The sequence below is a fragment of the Thiocapsa sp. genome (assembly GCF_018399035.1).
GTDB lineage: Bacteria > Pseudomonadota > Gammaproteobacteria > Chromatiales > Chromatiaceae > Thiocapsa.
This window is the reverse complement of the sequence record NZ_CP073760.1, coordinates 3,472,016-3,496,230: the sequence shown is the minus strand read 5'-3', so window position 1 is coordinate 3,496,230 and position 24,215 is coordinate 3,472,016. Positions and strand designations below refer to the sequence as shown.

The window sequence follows — 24,215 nt, the reverse complement described above, 5'->3', positions numbered from 1 at the left end:
GGCCATGCCGTCCGGGATCGCCGTTCAACATTCAACCGGAGATGTTCTTGTGAAAGTCTTGATCTCACCCCCTTGCGGCGACAAGACGCGCTTGGCCTTCGGGACCGGCGCCTCCTTGCCCCGTGCACTCGTGTTTCCGGCGATCCTCGCGCTGCTTACTGCTTGCCAGCCTGTCGAAGAGTCGCAACCCATCGCCGAGCCCATCCGCCCGGTGCGGGTCGTGACGGTCGAGGAGCTGCCGGGCGGCGAGACCGTGACCCTCACCGGCAACGTCCAGGCGCAGGATGACGTGGCCCTGGCCTTCCGGGTCGGCGGACAATTGATCGAGCGCACCGTCAGCGTGGGCGATCAGGTTCGCGCGGGGCAGATCGTCGCCCGTCTCGACGCCGTCAACGAGCGCAACGCGATCGACGCGGCGCGGGCGAATCTGGCCGCCGCGATGGCGCGTCTGGTCGAGACGCGCAATACGGTGGAGCGGTATGAACCGCTCCTGCCACGGGGCTTCGTCGCCCGTGCCCAGTTCGACCGCGCCGTCGAGGCACGCGACGCCGCCCAGGCGCAAGTGGAGGCGGCCGAGGCCCAGGTCAGGACGGCCGAGAACCAGCTTGGATTCACGACCCTGATCGCCGACGGACCGGGCATCGTCACGGCCCGCGGGGCGGAGCCGGGCGAGGTGGTTGCGGCGGGCCGCATGGTCGTGCAGCTCGCCCGCGAGGGTGGACGCGATGCGGTCTTCGACGTGCCGGCACGGGTGATCGAGGCGGCCTCGGCCGAGGACGAGGTGAGCGTTGCGCTGAACACCGATCCCAATGTCGGCACCACCGGTCGGGTACGCGAGGTCTCGCCCCAGGCGGACCCGGTGACGCGGACTTTCAAGGTCCGGGTGGGTCTCGCCAGTCCGCCGGAGGCGATGCGGCTCGGCTCCACCGTGACCGGCAGCATCCAGATCGGCGGGGTCGCGGGGATCGCCATCCCGACCTCGGCGCTCACCTCGTCCCGGGGCGCTCCGGCGGTCTGGACCCTGGACCCGGAGTCGCGCACCGTGGCCCTGCGCAATGTCGACGTGGCCAGCTTTGAGCTGAACCGGGTGATGATCTCGCAGGGTCTGGAGCCCGGCGAGCTGGTGGTGACGGCGGGGGTTCAAACCCTGCGCCCCGGTCAGCAGGTCCGACTGCTCGGGGAGCCGACCCCTAATCCGATCGAAGCCCCGATCGAAGCCCCGATTGAAGCCCCGATCGGAGACCCGACCGGAGATCGGCCATGAGCGGTTTCAATCTCTCCGACTGGGCCATCCGCAACCGCTCGGTCACCATTTTCATCATGCTCGCGGTGCTGGCCGCCGGGGTCAGCTCCTTTTACAAGCTCGGCCGCGCGGAAGATCCGCCGTTCACCTTCCGCACCATGGTGGTCAAGGCGATCTGGCCCGGCGCCACCCTCGACGAGACCATCGCGCAGGTCACCGAGCGTCTCGAACGCACCCTGCAGGAGGTTCCGAATCTCGACAACCTGCGCAGCTTCACCCGCGCCGGAACCACCACCATTTTCGTCGATCTGGTGGGCAGCGCGCAGGGACGGGATGTCTCGGACAGCTGGTACGAGGTGCGTAAAAAGGTCGGCGACATGCGCCACACCCTGCCGCAAGGGATCGTCGGGCCCTTTTTCAACGACGAGTTCGGCGACACCTTCGGGATCATCTACGCCTTCACCGCCGACGGCTTTACGCATCGCGAATTGCGCGACGCCGTGGAGGACGCCCGTTCGCAACTCCTCACCGTCCCCGACGTCTCCAAGATCGACATCCTCGGTGCCCAGGACGAAGTCATCTTTATCGATTTCTCGGTCGAGCGGCTCGCCGGACTGGGGTTCGATCCCGGGACCCTGATCGCCGCGCTGCGCGCCCAGAACATCGTCAGCCCGGCGGGCATCCTGAGCACCAGCGACGAGTCCATCGCGCTGCGGGTCTCCGGCGCCTTCGGTTCCGAGCGGGACATCGCCGAGGTCACCTTCGCCGTCGGCGAGCGCATGCTGCGGCTGCGCGACATCGCCGATGTCCGCCGCGGCTTCGTCGATCCGCCCCAACCCATGTTCCGCATCAATGGGGAACCCGCCATCGGGCTCGCCATCGCCATGCGCGACGGCGGCGATACCCTGGCGCTCGGGCGCAATGTCGCGGAAGCCATCGCCGACATCCAGGCCGAGCTGCCGCACGGTATCGAGCCACGTCTGGTCGCCGATCAACCCCTGACGGTGGATCTCGCGATCAACGAATTCACCACCTCGCTGTGGCAGGCGATCGGCATCGTGCTGGTGATCAGCTTCGTCGCCCTCGGCGTGCGCGCCGGCACGGTCGTGGCCATCGCCATTCCGCTCACGCTGGCCGTGGTCTTTCCGATGATGGACATCGTCGACATCGACCTGCAACGGGTCTCTCTCGGTGCGCTCATCATCGCACTCGCCCTCATGGTCGACGATGCCATGACCACCATCGACGCCATGAGCCGGCGTCTGGCCCTGGGCGACAACAAGGCCAGCGCGGCCACCTATGCCTACACCCACCTGTCCAAGGCGATGCTCATCGGCACCCTGGTCACCATCGCCGGTTTCGTGCCCATCGGCTTCGCTCAGAGCTCCGCGGGCGAGTACACCTTTTCGATCTTCGCGGTGGTCGGGATCGCGCTGATCGCCTCCTGGATTGTCGCCATGATGTTCGCCCCCTTGATCGGCATGACGCTGTTGCGCCCGCCCAAGGCCGGGGCGAGCGATAAGCCGAACCGCACGGTCGCCATCTATCGGGGCTTTCTGACGGCGGCGATGCGTGCGCGCTGGTTCACCATCGGCCTGACGCTGGTGATTTTCGTTGTCGCCATCGTGGGGTTGAGCCAGGTGCCGCGCCAGTTCTTCCCCTCCTCCGATCGCCCCGAGCTCCTGGTCGACCTGCAGTTGCCGCAAAATGCCTCGATCCATGCGACCGAGCGTCTGGTCGACGAGTTCGAGCAGATCCTGCGCGATGACCCCGCGTTCGCACCCGAGATCGAACGCTGGAGCACCTACATCGGTCAGGGCGCCATCCGCTTCTATCTGCCGCTGGACGTCCAGTTGGCCAACCCCTTCTTCGCCCAGGCCGTGCTCGTGACCAACGACATCGAGGCACGCGAACGACTCCAGCCGCGACTCGAGCAACTGCTGGCGGAGCGCTTCCCGGAGGTCGTCGGACGGGTGTCGCCGCTGGAGCTGGGTCCGCCGGTCGGCTGGCCCTTGCAATACCGCGTCATGGGTCCGGACCCGACCGAGCTGCGCGAGATCGCGATGCAGCTCGCGGATCTCGTGGCGGATCACCCCGGCTCGCGCCGGGTCAATTTCGACTGGATGGAGCCGGAGCGCGAGCTGCATATCCGCATCGACCAGGAGCAGGCGCGTCAGTTGGGCCTGAGCAGCCAGGCGGTCTCCACCGCGCTCAACGCCAATATCTCCGGCACCGGTATCACCCAGGTCCGCGACGACATCTATCTCGTCGATGTGGTGGCGCGCGAGCTCGGGGGGCAGAGTCTGTCGGTCGAAACGCTGCGCAGCCTGCCGGTCTCGCTCCCGAACGGGCGCACCATCCCGCTCAGCCAGTTTGCCGTCTTCGAGTACGGTCAGGACTACCCGCTGGTGTGGCGGCGCGACCGGGTGCCGACCCTGACGGTCCAGGCCGACGTCGCGCCGGGGATGCTGCCGGAGGCCGTGGTCGCGGATCTCGGCGAACCCATCGCCGCGCTGAACGCGACGCTGCCCGCGGGCTATCGCATCGAGCTGGGCGGCGCGGTCGAGGAGAGCGCCGAGTCGCAAGCCTCGGTCTTCGCGGTGGTGCCGGTGATGATCCTGCTCATGCTGTCCCTGCTGATCTTCCAGCTCAAGAGCTTCGCGCGGCTCTTCATGGTCCTGAGCCTGGTGCCGCTGGGCCTGATCGGCGTGGTCGGCGCCCTGCTGGCCTCCGGCAAACCGCTCGGCTTCGTCGCCATCCTCGGCATCCTCGCCCTGATCGGCATGATCGCCAAGAACGCGGTGATCCTGATCGACCAGATCGAGGCCGAGCGGGCGGCGGGAAAGACGGTCTGGGATGCCGTGGTCGAGGCCAGCCTGTCGCGCTTTCGGCCGATCATGCTGACCGCGCTCTCGACCGTGCTCGGGATGATCCCGATCGCGCCCACGGTCTTCTGGGGCTCGATGGCCTACGCCATCATGGGCGGCCTGCTGGTCGCATCGCTGCTCACCCTGGTCTTTCTGCCGACGCTCTATGTGACCTGGTTCGGGGGTGTGGCGCCGAGCCGCAACACGACCGGCCCGGAACCGCACGCGAGTGACGCCTAGCGCAAACGAAGCCGTCATGTCGCGTACGCGATGTGGCGGCTACATCCGTGATGACCGCCGTCGACGACGCGCCCGATCGAGGGCAGAATCTCGCAATGCCCGCCCGATCAAGCCTTTTCGACTCGACGATTCGCCCGCAACGCGCTCCCTTTACACCCGGCGAGCGGCAGTTGTTGGCGACCTTCGTCGCAAACAGTCTGCACCGGCTCGGCAGCGCGTCCATCGAGCGTATCCTGGTGTTCGGCAGCCGCGCTCGGGGCGAGGGTGGCGAGGACTCGGACCTGGATCTCGCGGTCTTCGTCTCGCGCGATGCGCACCGATCGATCGCGCGAGACCTGACCGACATCGCCGAGTCCACGCAAGAGGGTTGGGAGGATCTTCCGCACCTGCGGCCCATCGTCATCCGCGACGGTGACGGGACGAGTCGCCGACTGCTGGACGACATCATGCAAGAGGGGATCGAGCTATGGGCGAAGACGAGCGCTTAAGTGCAGTGGCCGACGAGCTGGGGCTGCTGCTCGACGAGTTGCGCAGCTTTCGCGCGAATCGTCAGGTCGGAGTCCATCGCAAATGCATCTCCAACCTCTATTACGCCGCGTTTCACGCGGTCCGCGCTCTCTTGTTCAGCCATGGGTTGGAGACGAAGACGCATGAGGGCACCCAGCGGCTCTTCGCGGCGCACTTCGTTCGATCCGGAGCATTCGATCGTCAGCACCTGAAGACGCTCGGACAGCTCGAGGCCGATCGACTTCGCGCGGATTACCAAGGCTTCCACCAATTCGATGCCGAAGACGTTGCTCGCGCGCATGCGCCAGTCATGGCGCTGGTCGCCGCAGCCATGGACGATCTCGAGGTTCGTTTACCCGTATCCATTGAATCGATTGCGCCGTCGATTCGCGCCGAGATCGCCCGCGACAGTTGATGGACAAAGAGCGACAAGTCGGATCGGCGGTTTCTACAAGTGTGCCTTTAGGATAGGTTTTTGTCTTTCTTCGTGATCCGGGCGTCTTGTGCATAGAGCGGCCAAGATCCACGCCGACCGTCACCCCGGAACGGCCAATAGCCTGGGATCGGCGACTTGCAGTCGCCGTCTTACGCTGGCCTGACGGCCAGCGGGTCGAGTGCAACCCCATGATCGCGGTTTCCGATCCGAGCGCACGGTCGCTCAAGCGTCCTTTGAGTCCGAACCCGGAGCCCTCCCATGTCCCTTCCGTCTAAACCCAAAGTCGATTTCACCGTCTGGCTCGCCGCCGAGCGTGCGTCGGTTCAGGGCCGTACCGAGTATTGCAATGGCGATGTCCTCGCCATCGAGGGCAGCTCGGAGGCGCACAACCTGATCTGCGGAAACCTGGCAGGCGAGCTGGGGAATCACTTCAAGGGCCGCCCCTGCTATGTCTACACCAGCGACATGAAGGTCCGCGTCGAGTCCGCCAATCTGGGTGCCTATCCGGACGTGACGGCGATCTGCGGGGAGCGGCAATTCTTGGACGACCGCCGCGACGTCGTCACCAACCCGACACTCGTCGTCGAGGTCCTCTCCGACAGTACCGAGGCCTATGACCGGGGCGACAAATTCGCCTACTACCGGTCCATCCCCGGCCTGCGGGCCTATCTGTTGCTCTCCCAGCACCGGGTGAGCGCCGAGCTCTTCCTGCGCCAACCGAGCGGTGACTGGCTGCTTTCCGTCTACACAGATCCGAGCGAACGCATCCCGTTGACCGCACTCGACACCGAGCTGTCGCTGGCCGAGGTTTACGACAAGGTCGATTTCAACGCCGACCATTAGCATCGACCCCGAAGCGCCGATCCCTCAGCAACCGCGGCTTCGGCTCAGTAATGGTATCGACACTGAACAATGATCGCGAGCCATCAGCTCTCGATCGTTTCCTCCGTTCGAGTTGCATCGACCAATATGAAACGCTGATTCGTGCGCACCGAAACAACTCTGAAGCTCAATCGTGCTTTCTTGTTCTCCCAGGTCGTTTTGAATGCTCCGATGTCTTCGATGTCGCGATCGATCCATCCCGAGATGAGCGGACCCTCGTCGAGCCGACACTCGAAGCGCCGTGATTCAGGAAGGATTCCCACCAATACGCCGGAGTGCTCCTCGATGCGCTCGGCAATGTCTTCGTCCCTTAGTGCGTCGAGCACATGCTCGACCTCGATTCCTCGGTTCAAGTTCACACGCTTGCCCTCGAACTCAGCGGCGAATCCGGCATCGTGATCGGACAGCACCTTAGCGAAGGCGCGCACCTTGGCCGCCGCACGCGGATGGATCTCTGCGATCAGGTCCGACATCCCCTCGTCATCCGATGAGACGGCGTCCTTGATCAGCTTGAAGGTTCTTTCGATGGCCCGAGCATAGGGGTCCTGCTCCTCGCCGGGTATCGGCAGCTGGATCTGCGCCGAATCCGTGACCGGCGGAGGGAGCTCTAGTTCGAAGCCGAACGAGCCTTGTACAGTGTCGATGATCCGCAAAGAGCGACTTGCGCCCGGGAGTCGACCGCGGCCCTTGAGTCCTTCCGCTGTCAAGCTGGCCGCTACCGTATCGGTTGCTTCGATGAATGCCTTGAGTGCCGCTGCGGCAAAGTCGGCAGCGATTGAACGCGTGCCCTCAACCGGCGCACCGCGGAACGTTATGGGCAGCGCCTTGGCCAAGGCGCTGGCCTCGAGCACGGCAAGCCGATCTCGGGATTGCCTCAAGCGCTCCTCGAATCCGATACGCTCGATGATTCGGTCTTCAGACAGGTTGCCGAGGAGTCCCTCGAGTGTCGTGACTTCGGACTGCAGGAACTCGCGTTCTTTAGTGCTCATCGCTCGTCCCTCCGGTTGGCGGGTCGTGGTCTTGCCGGGCGAGCCAGCCGACCGCGTCCACATCGTCGTCCGATAAGGACATCTCCACAAAGCCTTTCCAGCGTTGGTCTTCGCGCCGATGACTCCAAAGTGAGTACCAGTAGGCGACCGATCGGGCCTGTTCGGCGTCGAAGGCCACATCGGTTGCGATCACATAATGGTCAACCTGGAATCGGGCCTTTGCCTCTTGTGGGTAAAATAAGACTCGATGTGAGGCGATCAATTGCCGTTGTCTCGTTGCGTCGCCGAGCGGGACGAAGCTCACGACGTCCACATCGCCCGGCGATCTCCCGCGGCTACTCTCGCAGTCCTCGGCGAAGCTCCCGTTGATCCACTGAAAGCCGTTCGCCAGGCCGGCCGCGGCAAGCTCCGCGCGCAGCGCGATGAGACCCTGGAGGATGCGCCGTCGATCGGGAGTGTGGCCGAAGCGCCGACAAAGATCGAGTGGGGTGGCGCGATAGGGCGAGCGCTCACGCGCGATCGCTGTGCTTCCGGGCCGGATCGGGGGCAGGATGCCGAAGACGTTCCAGTCGGGAATGATGGCGGTTCCGCTCATAGGGGCTCATCCATGGCGTGTCCGGCTCGACCGGTGGATCGGTCGTCCATGAGGTGTTTCGATCGCGGATGCTGCGAACATAGAGTGTCCGACAGCGCGTTGTCCAGTCCGCCGCGGACCTGGCTCGGACTCCGCGCCCGTTCGGGGTTATAGTCGCACCCGTTTTCGCTGCCGGACGACCCGGCCGCAACGACGACCGGGATCCGCAGACTCCAGGCCGTGCGGTCGATTAAACCGACTCGTAGGCGGACCAAGTGACAGCGCGGCCCGGCTTGGCCCGCCAGGCGGTTGGCCGAGGATGTTGCGATCTGCGTGCGACCGGAGGGGACAGCGACGGCCGGCGACATCTGGCGATTTCCGGTGGACGAGCTGATCGTGGTGCGCCAGTTCGGCGAGCCGATATTTCCCGCCCTGATCCCCTTGGCGAGTGTCGAGAATGGCCCGGCGGATGCGCCCTGGCACGTCCTGATCGAGGCCGACAACTTCCATGCCCTGCAGGCCCTGCATTATCTCTACGCGGGTCAGGTGGATTGCATCTACATCGACCCACCCTACAACACCGGCGCCCGCGACTGGAAATGCGAGGCGGCACCAATTCCAGGCGAGAGGATCGGCCCGGTCTCTTCTTCCCGATCCGGGTCGACCCTGAAACGGCGACGATCGTCGAGATCGGAGATCCGTTGCCGCTCGATCAACAGCCTGATCTGAGTAATCTGGGTAGCCGTACCCTGGCTTGGCCGTTGAGGACCGATGGCTCGCTCGGCAACTGGCGTGTGAGTCCTCCCACGTTGCGGGAGCTGCTGAGACAAGGCTACGTGCGGTTGGGTGGCTTCGACGCGGCACGGGGCACTTGGACCGTCCTCTATTTGGGGCGGAAGGCTCAAAATCAGATCTCCGACGGCGTGATCGATATCGTCGGGCGCGATCGGCCCACGTCCGGAATTGCCGAGAGAGGCCCCGGAGCCGCCGCTGTTCCTTCCTCCGGGCAATGCCTTCGCCGTGCTGCTCGACGAGAGTCGGCTCTCGCAGCTGATCGAGGCGCTCTCCGGACGCACGGACCTGCGGATGCTGTTCGTCGTGACCGACGCTCGGGAGTCATTCAAAGAGCTTTCCGGAGAATTGGAGGACGCGCTGGGTCCGCAGAATCCGGGCCTGCAGATCGTCCAGTTGTATCGTGACTACCTGGAGAACTTCATGATCAACCGGGAGCCGACCGGACACGCCCGCCCCGGTCAGGGCTCCGGACCGAGCGCCGTTCGTGGCGGGGGCCAGCCATGAAGGTCAAGCTCTTCGACTTCCAGGAGCAGATCCTGGCGACCCTGCGGGCACGGGTCTTGGCTGCGCGCGCCTTCTCCTCCAGCGCCAATCCGCAAGCCATCGCCTTCTCGGCCCCGACCGGGAGCGGCAAGACCCTTTATCCTATCCGCCCTGTTCGAGGACATCCTGTTCGGCGAAGCGGGCTTTCCGGCCCAGCCGGATGCCGTGATCCTCTGGGTCTCGGACATGCCGGAGCTGAACGAACAGACCCGACTCAAGATCGAGGGCAAGTCTGATCGCATTCGCACCGGGCGCCTGTTCCCCATCGACGCGTCGTTTGATGCCGAGCGTCTGGAGGGCGGCTACGTCTATTTCATCAATACGCAGAAGTTGGGGAACGACAAGCTGCTGACCCGGCAGGGCGACGGTCGCACCTGGCCGATCTGGACGACCCTCTCGAATACGGCGCGGGACTGCCCCGACCGCTTCTATGTGGTCATCGATGAGGCCCACCGGGGCATGATCAGTGGTAAGTCGGCCACGGAGGCGCGGACCCTGATGCAGCGTTTCCTGCTCGGGCACCCGGAATCCGGGCTGATCCGGATGCCGCTGGTGATCGGTGTTTCGGCGACGCCCAAGCGGTTCATGGATCTGCTCGAGAAGGCCCAACCCATCACGATCCATGGTGTGGAGGTAAAGGCTGAGGATGTCCGGGAATCCGGGCTGCTCAAAGGCCGCATCCTGATCCACCATCCGGAGTCGACGAGGCGGCGGTCAAGGCCGTGGTCGAGGACCTGCGCAACGTCGAGGACGTGCCGCCGTCCGAGACCGGCTCGGCCCGCGAGCTGGTCATCCTGACCCGACGGCCGGGACTGGATGCGGTCTTCGAGGCCATGGGCGCGCTTGTGACCTATCGGGTCAACGCGGCCCGTGCCCAGAGTCACCTGCGTCGTTACCACGCGCTGGCTCGGGGGCTGACCATCGACCGCATCGACGCGGACGGATCCAGTTGATCCGCCGCCGGCATTCGCCGGCGGGCGGGGACGCATTCTTCCGTCTTGAGATCAACCGGACAGCGATGCAGAAAAAGCTGCTGTTGGTGACGACCAATCCGCAGCTCGACGCCTTGTTTGCTGCGGAAGCGATCAGCATCGGCTCGAGTGGCGGGTAGCCAATGGCAGGCCAGGACGCGCTACTTCTCCTTCGCGTACGGCCAGGCGACCACGCCGCCTTCCATGACCTTCACGTTGTGCCAGCCGTACGCATTGAGGATGGCCGCGCCTTCGTAGCCGCGGAGCGAGATTCTGCAGTAGAGGATGATCTCTCTGGATTTGTCTTGCGGCAGCTCGCCCAATCGATCGCGCAGCGCACCGAGCGGGATCAGGGTCTCGCCGATGCCCAGGCGAGTCTCCTCGAACTCTGTCGGACTGCGGGTATCCAGGATGTAGCAGTTGGTGCCGGTGTCGACGCGGTGCTTGACCTCGCTCGCCGAGAGCCCGTGCATCCGACCCTGAAGCTTGTTGTCCATGACCTGGGCGGAGCTGATGACATGATCGATGGCGAGCGAGTAGGGCGGGGCATAGGGTAGGTCCGCGTTGACCATGTCGTCGACGGTCAGAGTGCCGCGGATCGCCATGGCGACGACCGCCACGCGCTTGCTGACATCGCCGGGACCGATGCATTGAAAGCCGAGGATACGGCCGGTCTTACGGTCGGCGACCAGTTTGCTGATCAGCAGCTTGCCGCTCATGTAGCCGGGGATGTCGAGCCCGGAGATGATCGCCGTCTCGATATCGTCGAAACCCGCCTCGCGGGCATCCTTGGCCGAGAGCCCGGTAAAGCCGACCGCGTAGTCGAAGATCTTGCAGATGCCGCTCTGGATGATGCCGGGAAAGCGGGCGCTGCCCTCTTTCACCAGGTTCTGACCGGCGACGCGTCCCTGTAGATTGGCGAGGTCGCCATAGGGCGCGCGCACCGCTTTGCCGCTGACCAGCGAGGTGCACTCCACGCAGTCGCCGACGGCATAGATGTCCGGGTCGGAGGTCTGCATGTATTCGTTGACGCGGATGCCCCCGACCGCGCCGATCTCGATTCCGGCGGCTTGGGCGAGCTTGACATTGGGTCTGACCCCGACGGCGATGACCGCGACCTCGCAGGGCAGCTCCGTGCCGTTGTCGAGCTTGACGCCGACGAGCTTGCCGTTATCCCCGAGCAGCTCGGCAACACCGTTGCCGACGATGATGTCCGGCCCATGCGCGCGGACATGGTTCTCGAGCAGCTTCGACAAATCCGGGTCGAGGAAGGGCAGGATCTGCCGAGTCTTCTCGATCACGGTCGTGTGAATCCCGGCGAGCCGCAGTGCCTCGCAGACCTCGAAGCCGATCAGGCCGCCGCCGACGACCACGGCCTTGGTTGCCTTCTTCTCGTCGCGGACCGCGCGCAGGGCATCCGCATCGGCCATCGAATGCAGGGTCGTGACCCCGTCGAGCTCGATGCCCGGCACGGAGGGGCGCAGCGGTGTCGCACCTGTGGCGATAACCAGTCGATCGTAAGGGATGGTGGACTGCTCGCCGGTGGGCAGATCGCGATAGGTGACCGTCTTCGCGACCCGGTCGATCTCGGTCGCCTCGGTGCGCACCAAGGCGTGGATGCGCTTGGCCTTGCCGTAAAACGCCGGGTCGCGGACGATGCCCGCCGGTGTGCAGACGAGCATGTTGCGGTCGTCGAAGGTGCCGCCGACATAGTAGGGGAAGCCGCAGGAGGCCATGGACAGATCCGGCTCGCGCTGGATCAGGGTGATGTCGGCATGCTCGTCCATTCGGCGGGCCTTGGCGGCGGCCTTGGGGCCGGCGGCGGAGCCGCCGATGACGACGATGCGCAGGGGTTGCGACGACATAGATCAGGTCTCTCGGTTGAGCGGGAACGGGTCAGGAGGCACGGCCGGACGAGGCGTCGGAGTGGATTGATCGAGCCGTTTTGGCCGAACGGTCCAACATCGGCAGTGTGATCCATTCGGCTGCCGTCGGAATTGCGGATCCGCAACAGTCGGGGAAACGAGCCTGATCCGGGTCAAGCTCCGGCGCGAAGGAGGCTTGCGGGGTGGGCAGTCGTCGGTGCGGTGATCGGGCTGGATTTCGTTGATCAGACCGAAGGGGAACGTGCCTATACACTTGGTGAACCTGTCGTGGGAAGCGTCGTCTAAACCGCGCCCAGTGCGGTATGCGATGTTTTTGGATGGGATCGGCCCCGGCGGATTTCAGAGCCGCTGGAGCCGGCGCGGTTTAAAGTATTAAAAAATATAAAATTTTAAACCGCGTCCCCCGCTAAGGGTCGTGGATTCACCAAACTTCGAACTCACTCGAAAGTGAGCATCTCGCTCTGGACGCGGTTTAGAGCCGAGAGCCGAAGGCTGATGGCTCATCGCTCATCGCTCATCGCTGTCGACTTGCGGCCGACCATCGCCGAAGAATCCCGCATCCAAACCAGCCCTTTCGATCGTGCGACGAGGCGGGTTTCGCATCTCTTCTTCGATCCACGTTAAACTGTCGCGAAATGCCGTCCTGGCGATCACCATCGAACAGGTGAACATTTGACGAATGCCAGCCCAGTAAAGAGTTTGATTCTTGCCCTCGTCCTCCTGACGTCCCCGCTGATTACCAGTGCCCAGTCCGAGCCTGCCCGATCCGACCTCGAGCAGGTCGGTTCCGTCGATACAAGCACCGCCGATGCCGAGACGTCGGAGGTTTCCGAATCTCCCGATCAAACCCCGGGGCAACGCCGGGATCCGTCCTCGGAGCAACGCACCGATCGGCCCGACATTGCCTTTGATCCTGCGCAGGTCGGACTGCCGGGATTCACCGAGCCACGCGCGAGCGCGGAGGACTACGCCGAGACCATCTTGCTGATCGATGCGCGCATCGCGGAGCTGGAGGCCGCGGGTCGGGATCCGGAGCAGGGCGACGCGACGGCGCAAACCCCGGATCCGGTCGTGGATGCGCGGATCGCCTTGCTCGGCGAGCTGCGTACCGCGGTCCAGCGCGAGTCCGTCCTGGCCGCGCGGTTGCGCGAGCTGGATGGAGCGCTGGCAGAGTCGCAGGCGGCTGCCGAGCCAAGCGATCTGCTCGACCTCGGCGTCGAGCCGCCCTATCCGCTGCGATTGTTGGACGAGCTTCGGGCCAAGCGCAGTCTTGCCGAGCACGCGCGGGAAGACGCCGCGCGTTTACGCAGCCAGGCCGAACGGCGAGTTGCCGCGGCCGATCGAGAACACGAAGCGGCAGTGCGCGAGCGACGCCTCGCCCGAGATCGCTTGGCGGTCGCTCGGGATCAGGCCCAAGGGCAGGCGTCGGAGCGGCGGGACATGGCGACGCTCGAACGGGATCTGGAGGTTGCCCGACTGGCTGTCCTGGTGACACTTCAGGAGCGCCAGTCCGCGCAGGTCGGCGCCGCTTTGGCCGAGCGCGAGGATGCCTTGGCTGCAACTCGGCTCGTCCGGCTGCAGGCCCGGATCGCCCATGTCGCCGCCGATGTCGTCTTCACGCGCGAGGCATTGGACGAACGGCTTGCCGAGATACAGGCCCGCGAAGAGGCGGTGCGCGCGGATATCGCATCACTCGTGGAGGCGGGCGATGCGGCCGAGTTGGCGCTGTTTCAGGCGCGTCGCCGCTTGGTGCTCATGACCTCCGATGCCGCCGATCGCGATCGCGCACAGGAGCAGGTGCTCACGCGCGAAGCGGAGCTTGCCGGCGCACGTAAGGGCGTCGAATACCTGCATCAAGCGTTGGGCCTCAACGGTTCGGCGCGGACGCTTTACGAGCGGCGTTATGCACTTTTGCAGGGCGAGGAGCGCGCGCTCTGGCCGACCTGGCTGCGCGAGACACAATCGCTGATCAACGACATGGCTGACGAGGGCGACTTCGCGCAGGCCGAGCTCGACGCCTTGCGGTCCATGCAGCTCGCGCTCGCGCGCCGTCTCGCCCGGGCGGATCTCGGCGCCGGGATCGAGCAGGCGATCCGCGAGCGCGTCGGCGCGCTCGAGACGCAGGAGGAGCGCGCACGGGAGATGCTGCTCGTGAAGGATCAGGTGCAGTCGCTTGCCCAGCGCCTGCGCGACCAGCTCGAGCCTTTGGTGAGCGAGCGTTCGCTCGATCAGCGCCTCGACGCGGCCAAGCTTCAATTGGAGTCTTGGTGGAACACGGAGCTCTTCGTCATCCAGGATCACGGGATCTATGCCCGCGATCTGGTGACCGGCGCAGTGGTCTTCACCTTGGTCCTGGTGCTCGTGTCCTTCCTGCGCGCCCTGTTGCGGCGCACCGTCCTGCCCAAGCTGGTCGAGGGTCCGGAGACCGAGCGCAAGACGGCACGTGCGGCCGTTTTGGCACTGATCCGCAATACCAGCCAGGTGTTCGTCCTGATCGTCGCCTTCTACGCGGCCATGACCGTCTCCGGCCTGGCCCAAGGTCACCTCAAGGTCTGGCTGTGGACGCTTTTGGTGGTCGCTGTTTACGTCCAAGTCGGGATCTGGGCGACCGCGGGCTTGGTCGATTTCGTCCAGCGCCAGCGCAGCAAAAAAGAGCTGCTGGACCCCTCGGCCGTTACGGGTTACGGCCTTCTGTTGTTCTTTCTGCGGGTTGGCGTGTGGATCGTCGTTGTGGTCTCGGTTATGGCCCACTTCAAATATCCGATCGCCGGTCTGATCGGTGCGCTGGGTGTCGGCGGTATCGCCGTGGCCTTCGCGGTGCAGAACATCCTGTCCGACGTCTTCCATTCAATGGCCATCATCCTGGACAAACCCTTCAAGGTCGGAGACTTCGTCAGCGCGGGCGAGACCTTGGGCGTCGTCGACAGCATTGGTGTGAAGACCACCCGCATCCGCAGCCTCTCGGGCGAGATGGTGGTCATGTCCAACACCAATCTGCTCAACAGCACGCTGCGCAACTACAAACACATGCGCGAGCGTCGCGTGGTCTTCAAGCTGGGCTTGGTCTACGAGACCTCGCCGGATCGGCTCGAGCGCATCCCGAAGCTGATCGAGGAGATCATCCGGGCCCAGCGGTTCACCCGATTCGATCGTGCCCACTTCGCCGCCTACGGTGATTTTTCGCTGGACTTCGAGGTGGTCTACTATGTCATCGGTGCGGATTTCACGCTCTACATGGACATCCAACAGGCCATCAACCTCGCGATCTATCGCAAGTTCCAGGAAGAAGGCATCCAGTTCGCCTATCCGACCCAGGAGCTGATCGTGCGCCGGCCCCCGAGCGAGCTTGGCCGGGCGTCGGCTTGAGGTCGGGGGCTTCCGCTTCCTTGCCGCAGTCGGCGTGCTCTGCGCCGCTGCGGCTGTCCAGTCCGGAGACTGTCGAGCAGCTCGTCCTCTTGTCCGCATCCTGTGGCGGCACGCAGGCGATCTGGCCCGACGAGGCGGTCTGGCGGAGGCTGGTGGACCTGTCCGGTACGCTCGAGGAGCGCATCCGGCGGATGTTCGAGAACCTCTTCCCGGCCGACTGGCTGCGGGAGACCCCGGATCCGATGCAGGTCTTTCCGCCGATCACGGCACCGATCGACGATGCGAATCTGCTGCGCCAGGCCGACACACTCCGGGCCTGGCCCGGCGTCTGCCCAAGACTGTCTGAGATCACCGCCCCGACCCTGCTGATGACCGGCACCGAGGATGTCGTCATCCCGCCGCGCAATGCCTGGATCATCGGCGAGCGCATCGCCGGCGCCTCCGTGATTCAGATCAAGGGCGGCGGACACGGGTTTTTCTATCAGTCGCCCGAGCTGACCGCCCGCTATCTTGCCGCCTTCCTCGACGGGGAATCGGTGCGCCCGCACCCCGGCGGGTTTTGAGGCGATTTCCGGGCATACCCACCCCGACCACGCATGGCTGCGGAGTAGCCCGTAGGTTGTGCTGACGATAGGAAGCACAACTTCCCCCAACCGTTGGTTGTGCCTCGCACGGCTCGGCACAACCTACGCCGCTGACCCCGAATCCCCGAATCCCCGAATCCCCGAACCCGCCTCCTAGCCTCCGATATTCTCCTCCCACCAAGCCCGATAGGCCGCATCCGGCGGCACCACCTTGGCCGTTGCCTCGCTGACGCGGTTGCCCTCGGGATCGGCGATGGCGATCTGCATCTCGACGATTCCGCCGCGGATCAGGCGCGCAACCTCCAGCGTTACGACCAGCTCGTCGCCCGGATACAGCGGACGGCGCAGGCGCTCGGGCGAGAAGGTCAAGCCCAGCGTCCCGTCGCCCGGAAACTCGGTCCCGAAGAGGGCCGAGATGCGGGTCTGCACGAGCCCGCCCGGGACGATGATGTCGCGGGCATCCGGAAACCGCACCCGTGCCGCATCGAGGTCGCGATGGATCGCGTTGTGATCGCAGACCAGGGTACAGTAGCGGTCGACCTCCTCGCGGCTGAAGCTCAGGCGCGCCTCGTGGCGCATGCCGACCTCGAGCATCGCGGCGGTCAAGCAGCGGGTTGGCGTCATGGTTGGGATCTCCCTGTTGTCCTGCCGAGGCCGGAACCGGCGTTCGCGGCCTTCGCGACGCCGCTCAAATGACTTCCAGCGCGCGGATCAGCGCCATCACGTCCGGCTCTTCCGCCAGCTCGCCCTCCCAGACGCGATAGACACGCGTGTCGGGCGGGACGCCGAGGGTCAGCTCGGTGATGAACCCGGTCGCACCTTCGGGTGCCGGGTGCTCTCGGGGCGCCCCCAAGGCATCGATCAGGGCGGCGATCTCGCGGGTCTGACGCTCGTCGAGCGCGCCTTGGCGTGGCTTGTGGCTGGTGTGGTCGCCGCAGTCGACCCGATATTCACCCGTGGGCTCCAAGGTGATCTCCAGCGTATAGTCGTCTTGTCCGACGACCCGGTAGTGGACGCGCGGTATGGACATGACGTGTTTGCCTCCCTCGTGGTGATATGCCGGATTCGGGCGATTCCGAGTCCTGCCGATGCCCGATAGTTTATACCCTGCCGCTTGCTTTTCCCCGAGCCCGTTGGCAGGCTCCAAGCCTGCCGGGTGCCTAAAGGGCGCTTGGCGGATGACTAAAAACAACATGTTTGGGAGGATTTCGATGAAGTCTCGTTCTTTGGTGCCGCTCCTCGTCTTACTCGGAGCCGCTGCCGGCGCTTCCGCCCAGCCTTACGGCTACGCTCCTCCACCCATGCCTCAGGGCTACGCTCCTCCACCCATGCCTCAGGGCTACGGCCCGATGCCGATGCCCTACGGCGGCGCTTATCCGGCCAGGCCGGCCATGCCGGAGATGCCCGCCGCCCCGGCTCGCCCCGAGCGTCCTGCCGCGCCGCCCGCGCGTGCGCAGACCGCGGCGCCGGCTCGGGGTGCCGAGGCGCCTGCCGAGATGCCCGAAGGTCCTGCAGCCGCGGCCAGCGCGACGCTCAAAGAGGGCATGGATAAGCTCCTCGGCTTTCTCGCTCTTAAAGAGCTGCCGAATCGGCTCCAGGTCGCTGCCTTCCTCGACCGCGAGATTGCGCCCTATTTCGACTTCGAGTACATGGCCAAGTGGGTGGCCGGTCCGGCGTCCGAAGGCATGAGTGCCCAGGATAAGAAGGCGATGGCCGCGCATCTCGAGGCGGATTTCCTCGGTACCCTGGCGTCCCGGTTGATGGACTATCAGGGGCAGCAGATCCGCATGTTGCCGCCGCGCATGGGTCCGCGCGGCGACGTCAGCGTCAACGTGGCGCTGCTGGGCGCGCAGAGCTATCCCGCCAAGCTCGAGTTTCGGATGTACAACTCGCCGACCGGCTGGCGCGTCTACGATGTCGTGGCGAACGGTCAAAGCGCGGCCGCCTATTATCGGGTGCAGTTCCAGCGCATGGTCGGACAGGGGGCGGTGCCCGCGCGCTGATCCTCGACCGAGCCGCTCCTTGCGGAGCAGCTCGGTAGGTGCGAATGGATTCGCAGGGATTGAATCGCACACATGGATTCACAATAAATTCGCACCGACGGATTCGGCATGCGCTGTCGGCCCCGATCCGAGCGAACCACTTGAAGGAGAAGTAGCCAAAGGCGATAGACTGGACCTTGCGAGCGGTCGCAACCGCCGATCATTTCGCCCGACGGGGAGCCGACCATGGGGAGCCGACGATGGATGGACCGATGAACAGCGCACCGCCGGGCGCCGACGACATGCCATCCAAAGTCGGTCGGGCGATGTTGTTTGCGGCATGGATCGTCGGATTGGCGCTGCTGGCGATGTTCTTCGACGGCGTGATCACTGGCCGGGACAATCCCAACCCGGATCCGGTTGCGCTGCACAGCGGCAGCGGGGTCCCCGAGGTGCGCCTCGAACGCAACCGTGCCGGACATTATGTCGCCGGCGGCCGGATCAACGGCGAGCCGGTGCGCTTTCTGATCGACACCGGTGCAACCGACGTCGCCTTGCCGCTGTCCTTGGCCGAGCGCCTGTCGCTGCCGCTCAGACCCGGCGGCATGAGCAAGACCGCAAACGGCATGGTGCGGACCTGGACGACCCGGCTCGACTCCGTCGACCTCGGCGGATTGGTCGCGCGCAACGTCCGCGCGACGGTCTTGCCGAACATGCCGGGAGACGATGTCCTGCTGGGCATGAGTTATCTGAGCCATCTGGAGATGATCCAGCGCGGCGGGGTGCTGACGCTGCGTCCTCACATCGGATCATCTTGATCGGCATCTCGGTGCCGGCCTCCCGTGCCGACGCCGAATCTCGACGACACAACCTCGTCATCCGTATGGTTTCGGTTTAAGCTCGAACGATCCCGCGCGAAGGCGCGACGGCGCGACGGCGTCGCCGTCGCCATCGGCGGGTGGGTGGCCTGCGGCGATCCGGCCCCGCGATCGGGCTCGGAGTCAATGCCGACGGCGCTTCATTGGTATCGACGCACCCCGACGAACGATGATCAGACTGCAACGTATCCGAGAGAGCTCAGTCGCTTGGCTCAGGCGCAAGATGCCGATCCCCTTGTTTTTGCTCGCGGGTCTGCTGGTGATCCTGCTGGCGCGCGATCTGGCGGAGCGCCGGGAGAATCCGAATCCGAACCCGGTCGCCTATCTCGGCGCCGGTGACGTGCCCGAGGTGGTCCTGAAAGAGAATCAGGTGAGTCAATACGTGACTACCGGTCGGATCAACGGGACCCCCATCGAGTTTTTGGTCGATACCGGGGCCGTGGATGTCGCCATGCCCTACATGGTCGCCCAGACGCTCGGCTTGACGCTCCAGCCCGGCGGGATCAGCAAGACCGGAAACGGCGATGTCCGCACCTGGGTCGCGCGGCTGGAGAGTGTGGATGTCGGCGGGCTGGTCGCCTACGACCTGAGCGCGACCGTCCTCCCGAATATGCAGGGCGATCAGGTCTTGCTCGGCATGGCCTATCTCAGACGCATGGAGCTGGTGCTGCGCGGCGGGGAGATGATCCTTCGGCCGTATTCAGGCGACTGAGTAACGTGTCGGAGGTCAGTTGAGCACCGTCTAATCGTTGTCGATTACGACAACGACAACGATTACTGTGGCAAAGGAATTTAGGCGATTTCCGGGAATGAGCATCCCGGCCGTGCATGCCTCCAATGGTTACCGGGCGACTAAAGTCGCCCCTACATGTTGGTCGATGCATTCCCGGAAATCACCTTAATTCACCTGAAGCGCAACCCCGCCGCGTCTCGGATCGCCCGCGCCGTGCGTGCTGCCGTCGGGGGCAACCGCCACGCTGTGGGCACCCCCGAAGAAGACGCTCTCCCGATTCCAGACCTTGAGCCCCGGCCAGTGCGTGCCGAGCGCGGCGAGCGTGTCGTCCGTGATCGGCGGCTCGAGATTCAGCACCCCGTCTTCGTAGTGCATCCTGGGGGAGGCTACGGCTGCCTCCAGAGCAAGCCCGAAGTCGATCAGGTTGGAGACCACCTGCAGGATGGCGCTGCGGATCCGGTTGGATCCGGACGAGCCGGTCACGACCCACCCCCCGTCAGCCAGTGCCAGAAGGCTCGGCGCCATCATGGAGCTGATCCGCCGATTCGTCGGCCAGCGATGAAAACCGTGCGGGTTGATGTCCTCTTCACCCAGCATGTTGTTCAGCATGATGCCGGCGCCGGGCAGCACATAGCCGGCGCCTTCGCCGTTGGAGAGGGTCACGCTGGCGAGGTTGCCCTCGCGATCGGCGACACTGATCTGCGTGGTCCCGCGGCTGAAGGTCGCCGCACCCTCCATGAGCTTGCGATAGGCTTCCGGAATGCTCGGGGCCACGTCCGAGAGCGGCCCCGAGAGTGGCCCCGAGAGCGACTCGGCGAGCGCGGCCGGCTGTGCCCGACGCAGACGTTGGGTCAGCTCCTGGGCGAGGGCGAGCGCGTGCAGATGCGCCGGGCTGCCGCGTCCGAGACGGGCCGGCTCGACGCCGTCGAGTAGACCCAGGGTGACGCCGAGCAGGAACCCGCCCTGCGAGGGTGGCGGATTCGTGTAGAGGTGCGCCCCGCGATAGGGGTGGACGAGCGGGGCGCGTCGCTCGACCCGGTAGTCGGCGAGATCCGCTGCGCTCAGATGCCCTCCGTGCTCGGCGCAATCGCGGACCAAGCGCGCTCCCAGGTCGCCGCGATAGAAGGGATCCGCGCCCTCGCGGGCGATCCACTCCAGGGTCTCGGCAAGCGGCGGGTTGCGCACCCGTGCACCGACCGGGGCGAGCCGGTCGGGTCGATCCGGGTCGGCGGAGAGTGCGAGTGCCGCGGGGCTCGCGTGCAGGATCGGCGCGACGATCTCGGCGATACCCCGCTGGACGCGGTTCACGATCACCCCGTCGCGCGCGAGACGGCAGGCCGGGGCGACAATGGCCGCGAGCGGAAGCCGACAGTGTTCGCGATGGATCGCGACGAGACCGGCGATCATCCCCGGTGTTGCGATCGATCCTTGTCCGATGTGGAACTCCTGCGTGGCGTCGCCGAAATCGGCGAGGATCGGATAGAAATCCAGCTCCTGCTCCGGGCGGTGTCGGTGCGGGGTCTGCGCGAAGAAGTCGAAGAGCTCCGGCGCCCCGCCGGCAGGCCGGGCGAGCAGGAAGCCGCCGCCGCCGAGCGAGGCCAGGACCGGCTCGGCGATGCAGGCCGCGCAGAGCGCCGCGAGCGCCGCGTCGAACGCATTGCCGCCGGCACGCAGGGTCTCGGCGGCCGCCTCTGCGGTCAGCGGATGGCCGGCCGCGACGCTACCGAGGATGGTCATGGGAGCCGGTGTCCGGATGAGGGTGTCGAATGCATTGTCGACCTGTCGTCTGCCGATGGCGTGGGAGGAGGCGGTCGCCGCCTCTCGTGCTTGATGTGTCCGCTCGCTGTTGCCCGAGGCAGAGGTTCATCCCGGGGTGCAACCGACCGCCGATCATGCGAATCTAACGTGTCGGACCTGCACTCGCGAGCAGCATGATCCGACGATGTCGCCCGACGCTCAAGCCGGTTCAACCCATCCGATGCCCTCCTGAATGGTCGACGCAACGAACCTACAGACCCCGCACGGCGATCGCACCGAGACCGAGTCACTGCGGCAAGCCTTGGGCGAGGTGCGTCGCGAGGCCCAGCAGGAGGTCGCGCGCATCAATCGCCGGTTGCGCGAGCGTTCCGCGGTCGAGGGCGGAGCGGCCTCGGCCGCAGAGCAACTCGCACTTCGTCAGGAGCTCGACAGCCTTCAGCGGACCCTCGGCGCGAAAGAGCAGGCGCTCGACGCGATCACCGAGGAGTGCCGCCGTCTCGAGGACGTGTTGGAAGATCAGCATCTGGTCTTCGACGGCCTGCGCAAAGAGGTCGAGCGGCGCGATCTCTCCCTGACGGCCGCCCAAGAGGAGGTCAGTCGTTTAAGGCAGGCCCTGCTCGATCTGCAGGGGCAGGGGAGCGAGCCCGGGCTGCTCGAGCCGGCACCGCCGCGCGGGCTGTCCGCCGAGCCGCCTCGGATCCGGCCTCGCGCGGTCGGCGTCGGCCTCTGGCCGCTGCTTCTACTCCCGGCGCTTGTCGTGCTCGTCCTTATCGTTTGGCTGCGCGCCGATCGTCCGCGGGCCCCCGCGACCTCGGATATCGCCACCTCGGAGTCCTCGGGAACGGAGACCGCGACCGATGGGGGTGCGTTGCCGCCCGACTCCGAGTCGACGGCCGAGCCTCTTGAGCCCTCGAGCGTTTCTGTCCCGACACAGCGTGATCGGCTGCGCAACGGCGGCTTTGGCCCGACGCTCGCGAGGCTCCCGGGCGGGCGTTTCCTGATGGGCCGGAATCTCACGGTCGCGAGCGATTTCGGGCCGGCGCGCGAGGTCGAGATCGCGCCTTTCTTGATGGGTGTCTACGAAGTCACCTTCGAGGACTACGATCGTTTCGCCCGCGCCGTCGGCCGCGGATTTGCGAAGGACTTCGGATGGGGTCGAGGCAACCGCCCGGTGGTCGGGGTGAGCTGGGACGATGCCCGCGCCTATACGGCCTGGCTGTCCCGCGAGACCGGACGTAGCTACCGCCTGCCGAGCGAGGCCGAATGGGAGTATGCGGCGCGAGCCGGCGGGCGCGGATCCTATTGGTGGGGCTTCGGGCTGGAGCCGAATCGGGCGGTCTGCTTCGATTGCGGCAGCGCCTGGGACAACCGCGCGACGGCCCCCGTGGGGAGCTTCAACCCGAGCCCCTTCGGTCTCCACGACACGGCGGGCAATGTCATGGAGTGGGTCGCGGACTGCTATCAGTCGGGCTACGAAGGCGCACCGAGCGACGGGCGCGCCCGGACGGACGGTCCCTGCACCGATCGTGTCGCCCGCGGCGGCGCCTTCAACAAACCTTCCGCCTCGATGCGAACCTTTGTTCGCGCACGCTTCGTTCCGGGAACGCGTCTGGACATGCTGGGGTTCCGCGTTGCACGCGATCTCTGATCCTGTCGAGGCCGTGCGGGTGCGCTCGGCCGGCCCCGTGCTGGGTGTCGGCATCGCCGTGCTCGACCTCGTCAACGAGGTCGCGGTCTATCCCGCCGAGGACGACGAGGTTCGCGCCCTGGCCTTGCGCCGGGTGCGCGGCGGCAACGTTACCAACAGTCTCGCCGTGCTGTCGCGACTCGGACACGGCTGCCGTTGGGTGGGCACCCTGGGCGACGACCCGGCGGCCGATCTGATCCTCGCCGACCTTGCCGGTCACGGCATCGAGGTACGGGATGCCGTGCGGGTGCCCGGCGGGACGACCCCGACCTCTTCGATCCTGCTCAGCCGCGCCGGCGGCAGCCGGACCATCGTCCATTTTCGGGACCTGCCCGAGCTGAGTGCGGACGATTTCGGCCGGGTCTCGCTCGATGGACTCGCCTGGGTCCATTTCGAAGGGCGCAACCCGCAGGAGACCGCACGGATGATCCGCCGTGTCCGCGAGGAGGCCCCGGATGTGCCGATCTCGGTCGAGCTCGAAAAACGCCGCCCGGGGGTCGAGGCGCTGCTGACGGGTCCGCAGGTGCTGCTGGCGAGTCGTGCCTTCGCGCGTGCCGGCGGATTCGAGGATGCGGGTGATTTCCTCGAGGATCTCCTCGTGTGCAGCGATGCACGGCTCGGCGTTGTTGCCTGGGGCGCGCAAGGTGCCGCGTTCCTTGCGCGCGGCGGTCATGTCCAGCGGGTGCCGGCCTATGCCCCGACGCCTGTCGTCGATACGCTGGGTGCGGGCGATGTCTTCAACGCCGGGGTGATCCACGGCCTGCTGCAGGGTCTGCCCGCCGCCGAGGCGCTCGCGCAGGCGGTCAAGCTCGCGGGTCTCAAATGCGGGCATCGGGGCGTCGTGATGGGGCCCGAATCGCCTCCGACCTACGACTGACTGACCGGCTGCTGAAGAAGAAGACTGCACAAGAGGGTATGCCAGCCGAGTGGTGCGCAGGTCCGCTCCGATCGCGTGTACAGCAGTGCGTCAGCCGCCGATCGGGTCCGCGATCGCTCCTTCCGGAAAGTCCATCGAATCCGGTATCCCGAACCCCTTCTCCCGTTGCGTCCAGGCCCACGCCGCCTGGATGGCGCACAGCAGGGCATCGAGCCGGTCACCGCTCGGATCCTCGGCGAGGTTCGGATCCGCCTCGACCTTCAGGCTGTAGACGTCGAAATCGCACTCCAGACAGGTGATGGGCTTGCGGCGACTCGGTCGGCTGGTGAAATCGATGCCGTAGATCTTCATACGCGCGCGATGCGGCGTAGGTGCCAATTGATTCGCATCGGTACGGTGGGCGACTTGCGAATCAGT

Annotated in this window: 24 protein-coding genes; 17 read left to right on the top strand and 7 right to left on the bottom strand. The window is 65.7% G+C overall.

What is annotated here, in order from left to right; genetic code table 11:
- Positions 1–49 precede the first annotated feature (49 nt).
- From KFB96_RS15880 to KFB96_RS15860, 5 genes are all read left to right on the top strand, one after another.
- On the top strand, positions 50–1,264 hold the full coding sequence (locus tag KFB96_RS15880) for an efflux RND transporter periplasmic adaptor subunit (RefSeq protein ID WP_300970397.1): 1,215 nt from the start codon (positions 50–52) through the stop codon (positions 1,262–1,264).
- Positions 1,261–4,350 (top strand): efflux RND transporter permease subunit, encoded by a 3,090-nt coding sequence (locus KFB96_RS15875; protein ID WP_213457532.1) that lies wholly within the window; start codon positions 1,261–1,263, stop codon positions 4,348–4,350. The genes KFB96_RS15880 and KFB96_RS15875 overlap by 4 nt, the downstream gene beginning before the upstream one ends.
- A 50-nt stretch (positions 4,351–4,400) precedes the next feature.
- Positions 4,401–4,838, top strand: coding sequence for a nucleotidyltransferase family protein (locus KFB96_RS15870; protein ID WP_213457533.1), 438 nt, complete (start codon positions 4,401–4,403; stop codon positions 4,836–4,838).
- Positions 4,817–5,272 carry a HEPN domain-containing protein gene (locus KFB96_RS15865; RefSeq protein WP_213457534.1) on the top strand — a complete coding sequence of 152 codons (456 nt, stop codon included), beginning with the start codon at positions 4,817–4,819 and terminating at the stop codon, positions 5,270–5,272. The genes KFB96_RS15870 and KFB96_RS15865 overlap by 22 nt, the downstream gene beginning before the upstream one ends.
- Before the next feature lie 279 nt (positions 5,273–5,551).
- Entirely contained in the window at positions 5,552–6,136 is a 585-nt protein-coding gene (locus KFB96_RS15860; protein WP_213457535.1) for a Uma2 family endonuclease, read from the top strand.
- An 83-nt stretch (positions 6,137–6,219) separates the two neighbouring features.
- On the opposite strand, the gene KFB96_RS15855 is transcribed toward KFB96_RS15860, so the two are convergent.
- Complete coding sequence (locus KFB96_RS15855) at positions 6,220–7,008, bottom strand: hypothetical protein (RefSeq protein ID WP_213465752.1); 789 nt, start codon at positions 7,006–7,008, stop codon at positions 6,220–6,222.
- 145 nt (positions 7,009–7,153) lie between these two features.
- Positions 7,154–7,759: a hypothetical protein gene (locus tag KFB96_RS15850; RefSeq protein ID WP_213457537.1), complete on the bottom strand. Its 606-nt coding sequence runs from the start codon at positions 7,757–7,759 to the stop codon at positions 7,154–7,156.
- Positions 7,760–8,119: 360 nt separating this feature from the next.
- Here KFB96_RS15850 and KFB96_RS15845 point away from each other — a divergent pair, with 360 nt between their 5' ends.
- The 5 genes from KFB96_RS15845 to KFB96_RS15825 all read left to right on the top strand — a co-directional run bounded on the left by KFB96_RS15845 (position 8,120) and on the right by KFB96_RS15825 (position 10,187).
- Entirely contained in the window at positions 8,120–8,467 is a 348-nt protein-coding gene (locus tag KFB96_RS15845; protein WP_213457538.1) for a hypothetical protein, read from the top strand.
- A 234-nt stretch (positions 8,468–8,701) separates the two neighbouring features.
- Positions 8,702–9,037: a hypothetical protein gene (locus KFB96_RS15840; RefSeq protein ID WP_213457539.1), complete on the top strand. Its 336-nt coding sequence runs from the start codon at positions 8,702–8,704 to the stop codon at positions 9,035–9,037.
- 204 nt (positions 9,038–9,241) lie between these two features.
- Positions 9,242–9,874, top strand: a complete 633-nt coding sequence (locus tag KFB96_RS15835) for a hypothetical protein (protein ID WP_213457540.1) — start codon at positions 9,242–9,244, stop codon at positions 9,872–9,874.
- Positions 9,829–10,029, top strand: coding sequence for a hypothetical protein (locus tag KFB96_RS15830; RefSeq protein ID WP_213457541.1), 201 nt, complete (start codon positions 9,829–9,831; stop codon positions 10,027–10,029). The genes KFB96_RS15835 and KFB96_RS15830 overlap by 46 nt, the downstream gene beginning before the upstream one ends.
- Complete coding sequence (locus tag KFB96_RS15825; RefSeq protein WP_213457542.1) at positions 10,026–10,187, top strand: hypothetical protein; 162 nt, start codon at positions 10,026–10,028, stop codon at positions 10,185–10,187. Before KFB96_RS15830 ends, KFB96_RS15825 begins: the two co-directional genes overlap by 4 nt.
- A 21-nt stretch (positions 10,188–10,208) precedes the next feature.
- Here the strand turns inward: KFB96_RS15825 and KFB96_RS15820 are convergent, their stop codons facing one another.
- A complete protein-coding gene (locus KFB96_RS15820) occupies positions 10,209–11,912 on the bottom strand; it encodes an FAD-dependent oxidoreductase (RefSeq protein WP_213457543.1) in 1,704 nt (567 codons plus the stop codon).
- 720 nt (positions 11,913–12,632) lie between these two features.
- Between KFB96_RS15820 and KFB96_RS15815 the strand changes: the two genes are divergently transcribed.
- Positions 12,633–15,299 (top strand): mechanosensitive ion channel domain-containing protein, encoded by a 2,667-nt coding sequence (locus KFB96_RS15815; protein ID WP_213457544.1) that lies wholly within the window; start codon positions 12,633–12,635, stop codon positions 15,297–15,299.
- A gap of 89 nt (positions 15,300–15,388) precedes the next feature.
- Positions 15,389–15,862, top strand: coding sequence for an alpha/beta hydrolase (locus KFB96_RS15810; RefSeq protein WP_213457545.1), 474 nt, complete (start codon positions 15,389–15,391; stop codon positions 15,860–15,862).
- A 174-nt stretch (positions 15,863–16,036) separates the two neighbouring features.
- On the opposite strand, the gene KFB96_RS15805 is transcribed toward KFB96_RS15810, so the two are convergent.
- Together KFB96_RS15805 and KFB96_RS15800 are read right to left on the bottom strand one after the other, a co-directional pair.
- Entirely contained in the window at positions 16,037–16,507 is a 471-nt protein-coding gene (locus KFB96_RS15805; RefSeq protein ID WP_213457546.1) for a hypothetical protein, read from the bottom strand.
- Positions 16,508–16,571: 64 nt separating this feature from the next.
- Positions 16,572–16,913, bottom strand: a complete 342-nt coding sequence (locus tag KFB96_RS15800) for a hypothetical protein (RefSeq protein ID WP_213457547.1) — start codon at positions 16,911–16,913, stop codon at positions 16,572–16,574.
- A 181-nt stretch (positions 16,914–17,094) separates the two neighbouring features.
- On the opposite strand from KFB96_RS15800, the gene KFB96_RS15795 reads away from it, so the two are divergent.
- The 3 genes from KFB96_RS15795 to KFB96_RS15785 all read left to right on the top strand — a co-directional run bounded on the left by KFB96_RS15795 (position 17,095) and on the right by KFB96_RS15785 (position 19,455).
- Complete coding sequence (locus KFB96_RS15795; RefSeq protein ID WP_213457548.1) at positions 17,095–17,886, top strand: ABC transporter substrate-binding protein; 792 nt, start codon at positions 17,095–17,097, stop codon at positions 17,884–17,886.
- A 251-nt stretch (positions 17,887–18,137) separates the two neighbouring features.
- The gene (locus KFB96_RS15790; protein WP_300970396.1) at positions 18,138–18,683 is read left to right on the top strand and encodes a TIGR02281 family clan AA aspartic protease; all 546 of its coding nucleotides are present in this window, start codon (positions 18,138–18,140) and stop codon (positions 18,681–18,683) included.
- A gap of 229 nt (positions 18,684–18,912) precedes the next feature.
- Entirely contained in the window at positions 18,913–19,455 is a 543-nt protein-coding gene (locus tag KFB96_RS15785; RefSeq protein ID WP_213457550.1) for a TIGR02281 family clan AA aspartic protease, read from the top strand.
- 186 nt (positions 19,456–19,641) lie between these two features.
- Here KFB96_RS15785 and KFB96_RS15780 read toward each other — a convergent pair whose 3' ends face one another.
- Positions 19,642–21,213: a gamma-glutamyltransferase family protein gene (locus tag KFB96_RS15780; RefSeq protein WP_213457551.1), complete on the bottom strand. Its 1,572-nt coding sequence runs from the start codon at positions 21,211–21,213 to the stop codon at positions 19,642–19,644.
- A gap of 253 nt (positions 21,214–21,466) precedes the next feature.
- Between KFB96_RS15780 and KFB96_RS15775 the strand changes: the two genes are divergently transcribed.
- Both KFB96_RS15775 and KFB96_RS15770 read left to right on the top strand, forming a co-directional pair.
- Positions 21,467–22,882 carry an SUMF1/EgtB/PvdO family nonheme iron enzyme gene (locus KFB96_RS15775; RefSeq protein WP_213457552.1) on the top strand — a complete coding sequence of 472 codons (1,416 nt, stop codon included), beginning with the start codon at positions 21,467–21,469 and terminating at the stop codon, positions 22,880–22,882.
- Positions 22,866–23,798 carry a PfkB family carbohydrate kinase gene (locus tag KFB96_RS15770; RefSeq protein ID WP_300970395.1) on the top strand — a complete coding sequence of 311 codons (933 nt, stop codon included), beginning with the start codon at positions 22,866–22,868 and terminating at the stop codon, positions 23,796–23,798. The genes KFB96_RS15775 and KFB96_RS15770 overlap by 17 nt, the downstream gene beginning before the upstream one ends.
- Positions 23,799–23,888: 90 nt before the next feature.
- On the opposite strand, the gene KFB96_RS26875 is transcribed toward KFB96_RS15770, so the two are convergent.
- On the bottom strand, positions 23,889–24,176 hold the full coding sequence (locus tag KFB96_RS26875) for a hypothetical protein (protein ID WP_300970394.1): 288 nt from the start codon (positions 24,174–24,176) through the stop codon (positions 23,889–23,891).
- Between the last annotated feature and the right edge of the window lie 39 nt (positions 24,177–24,215).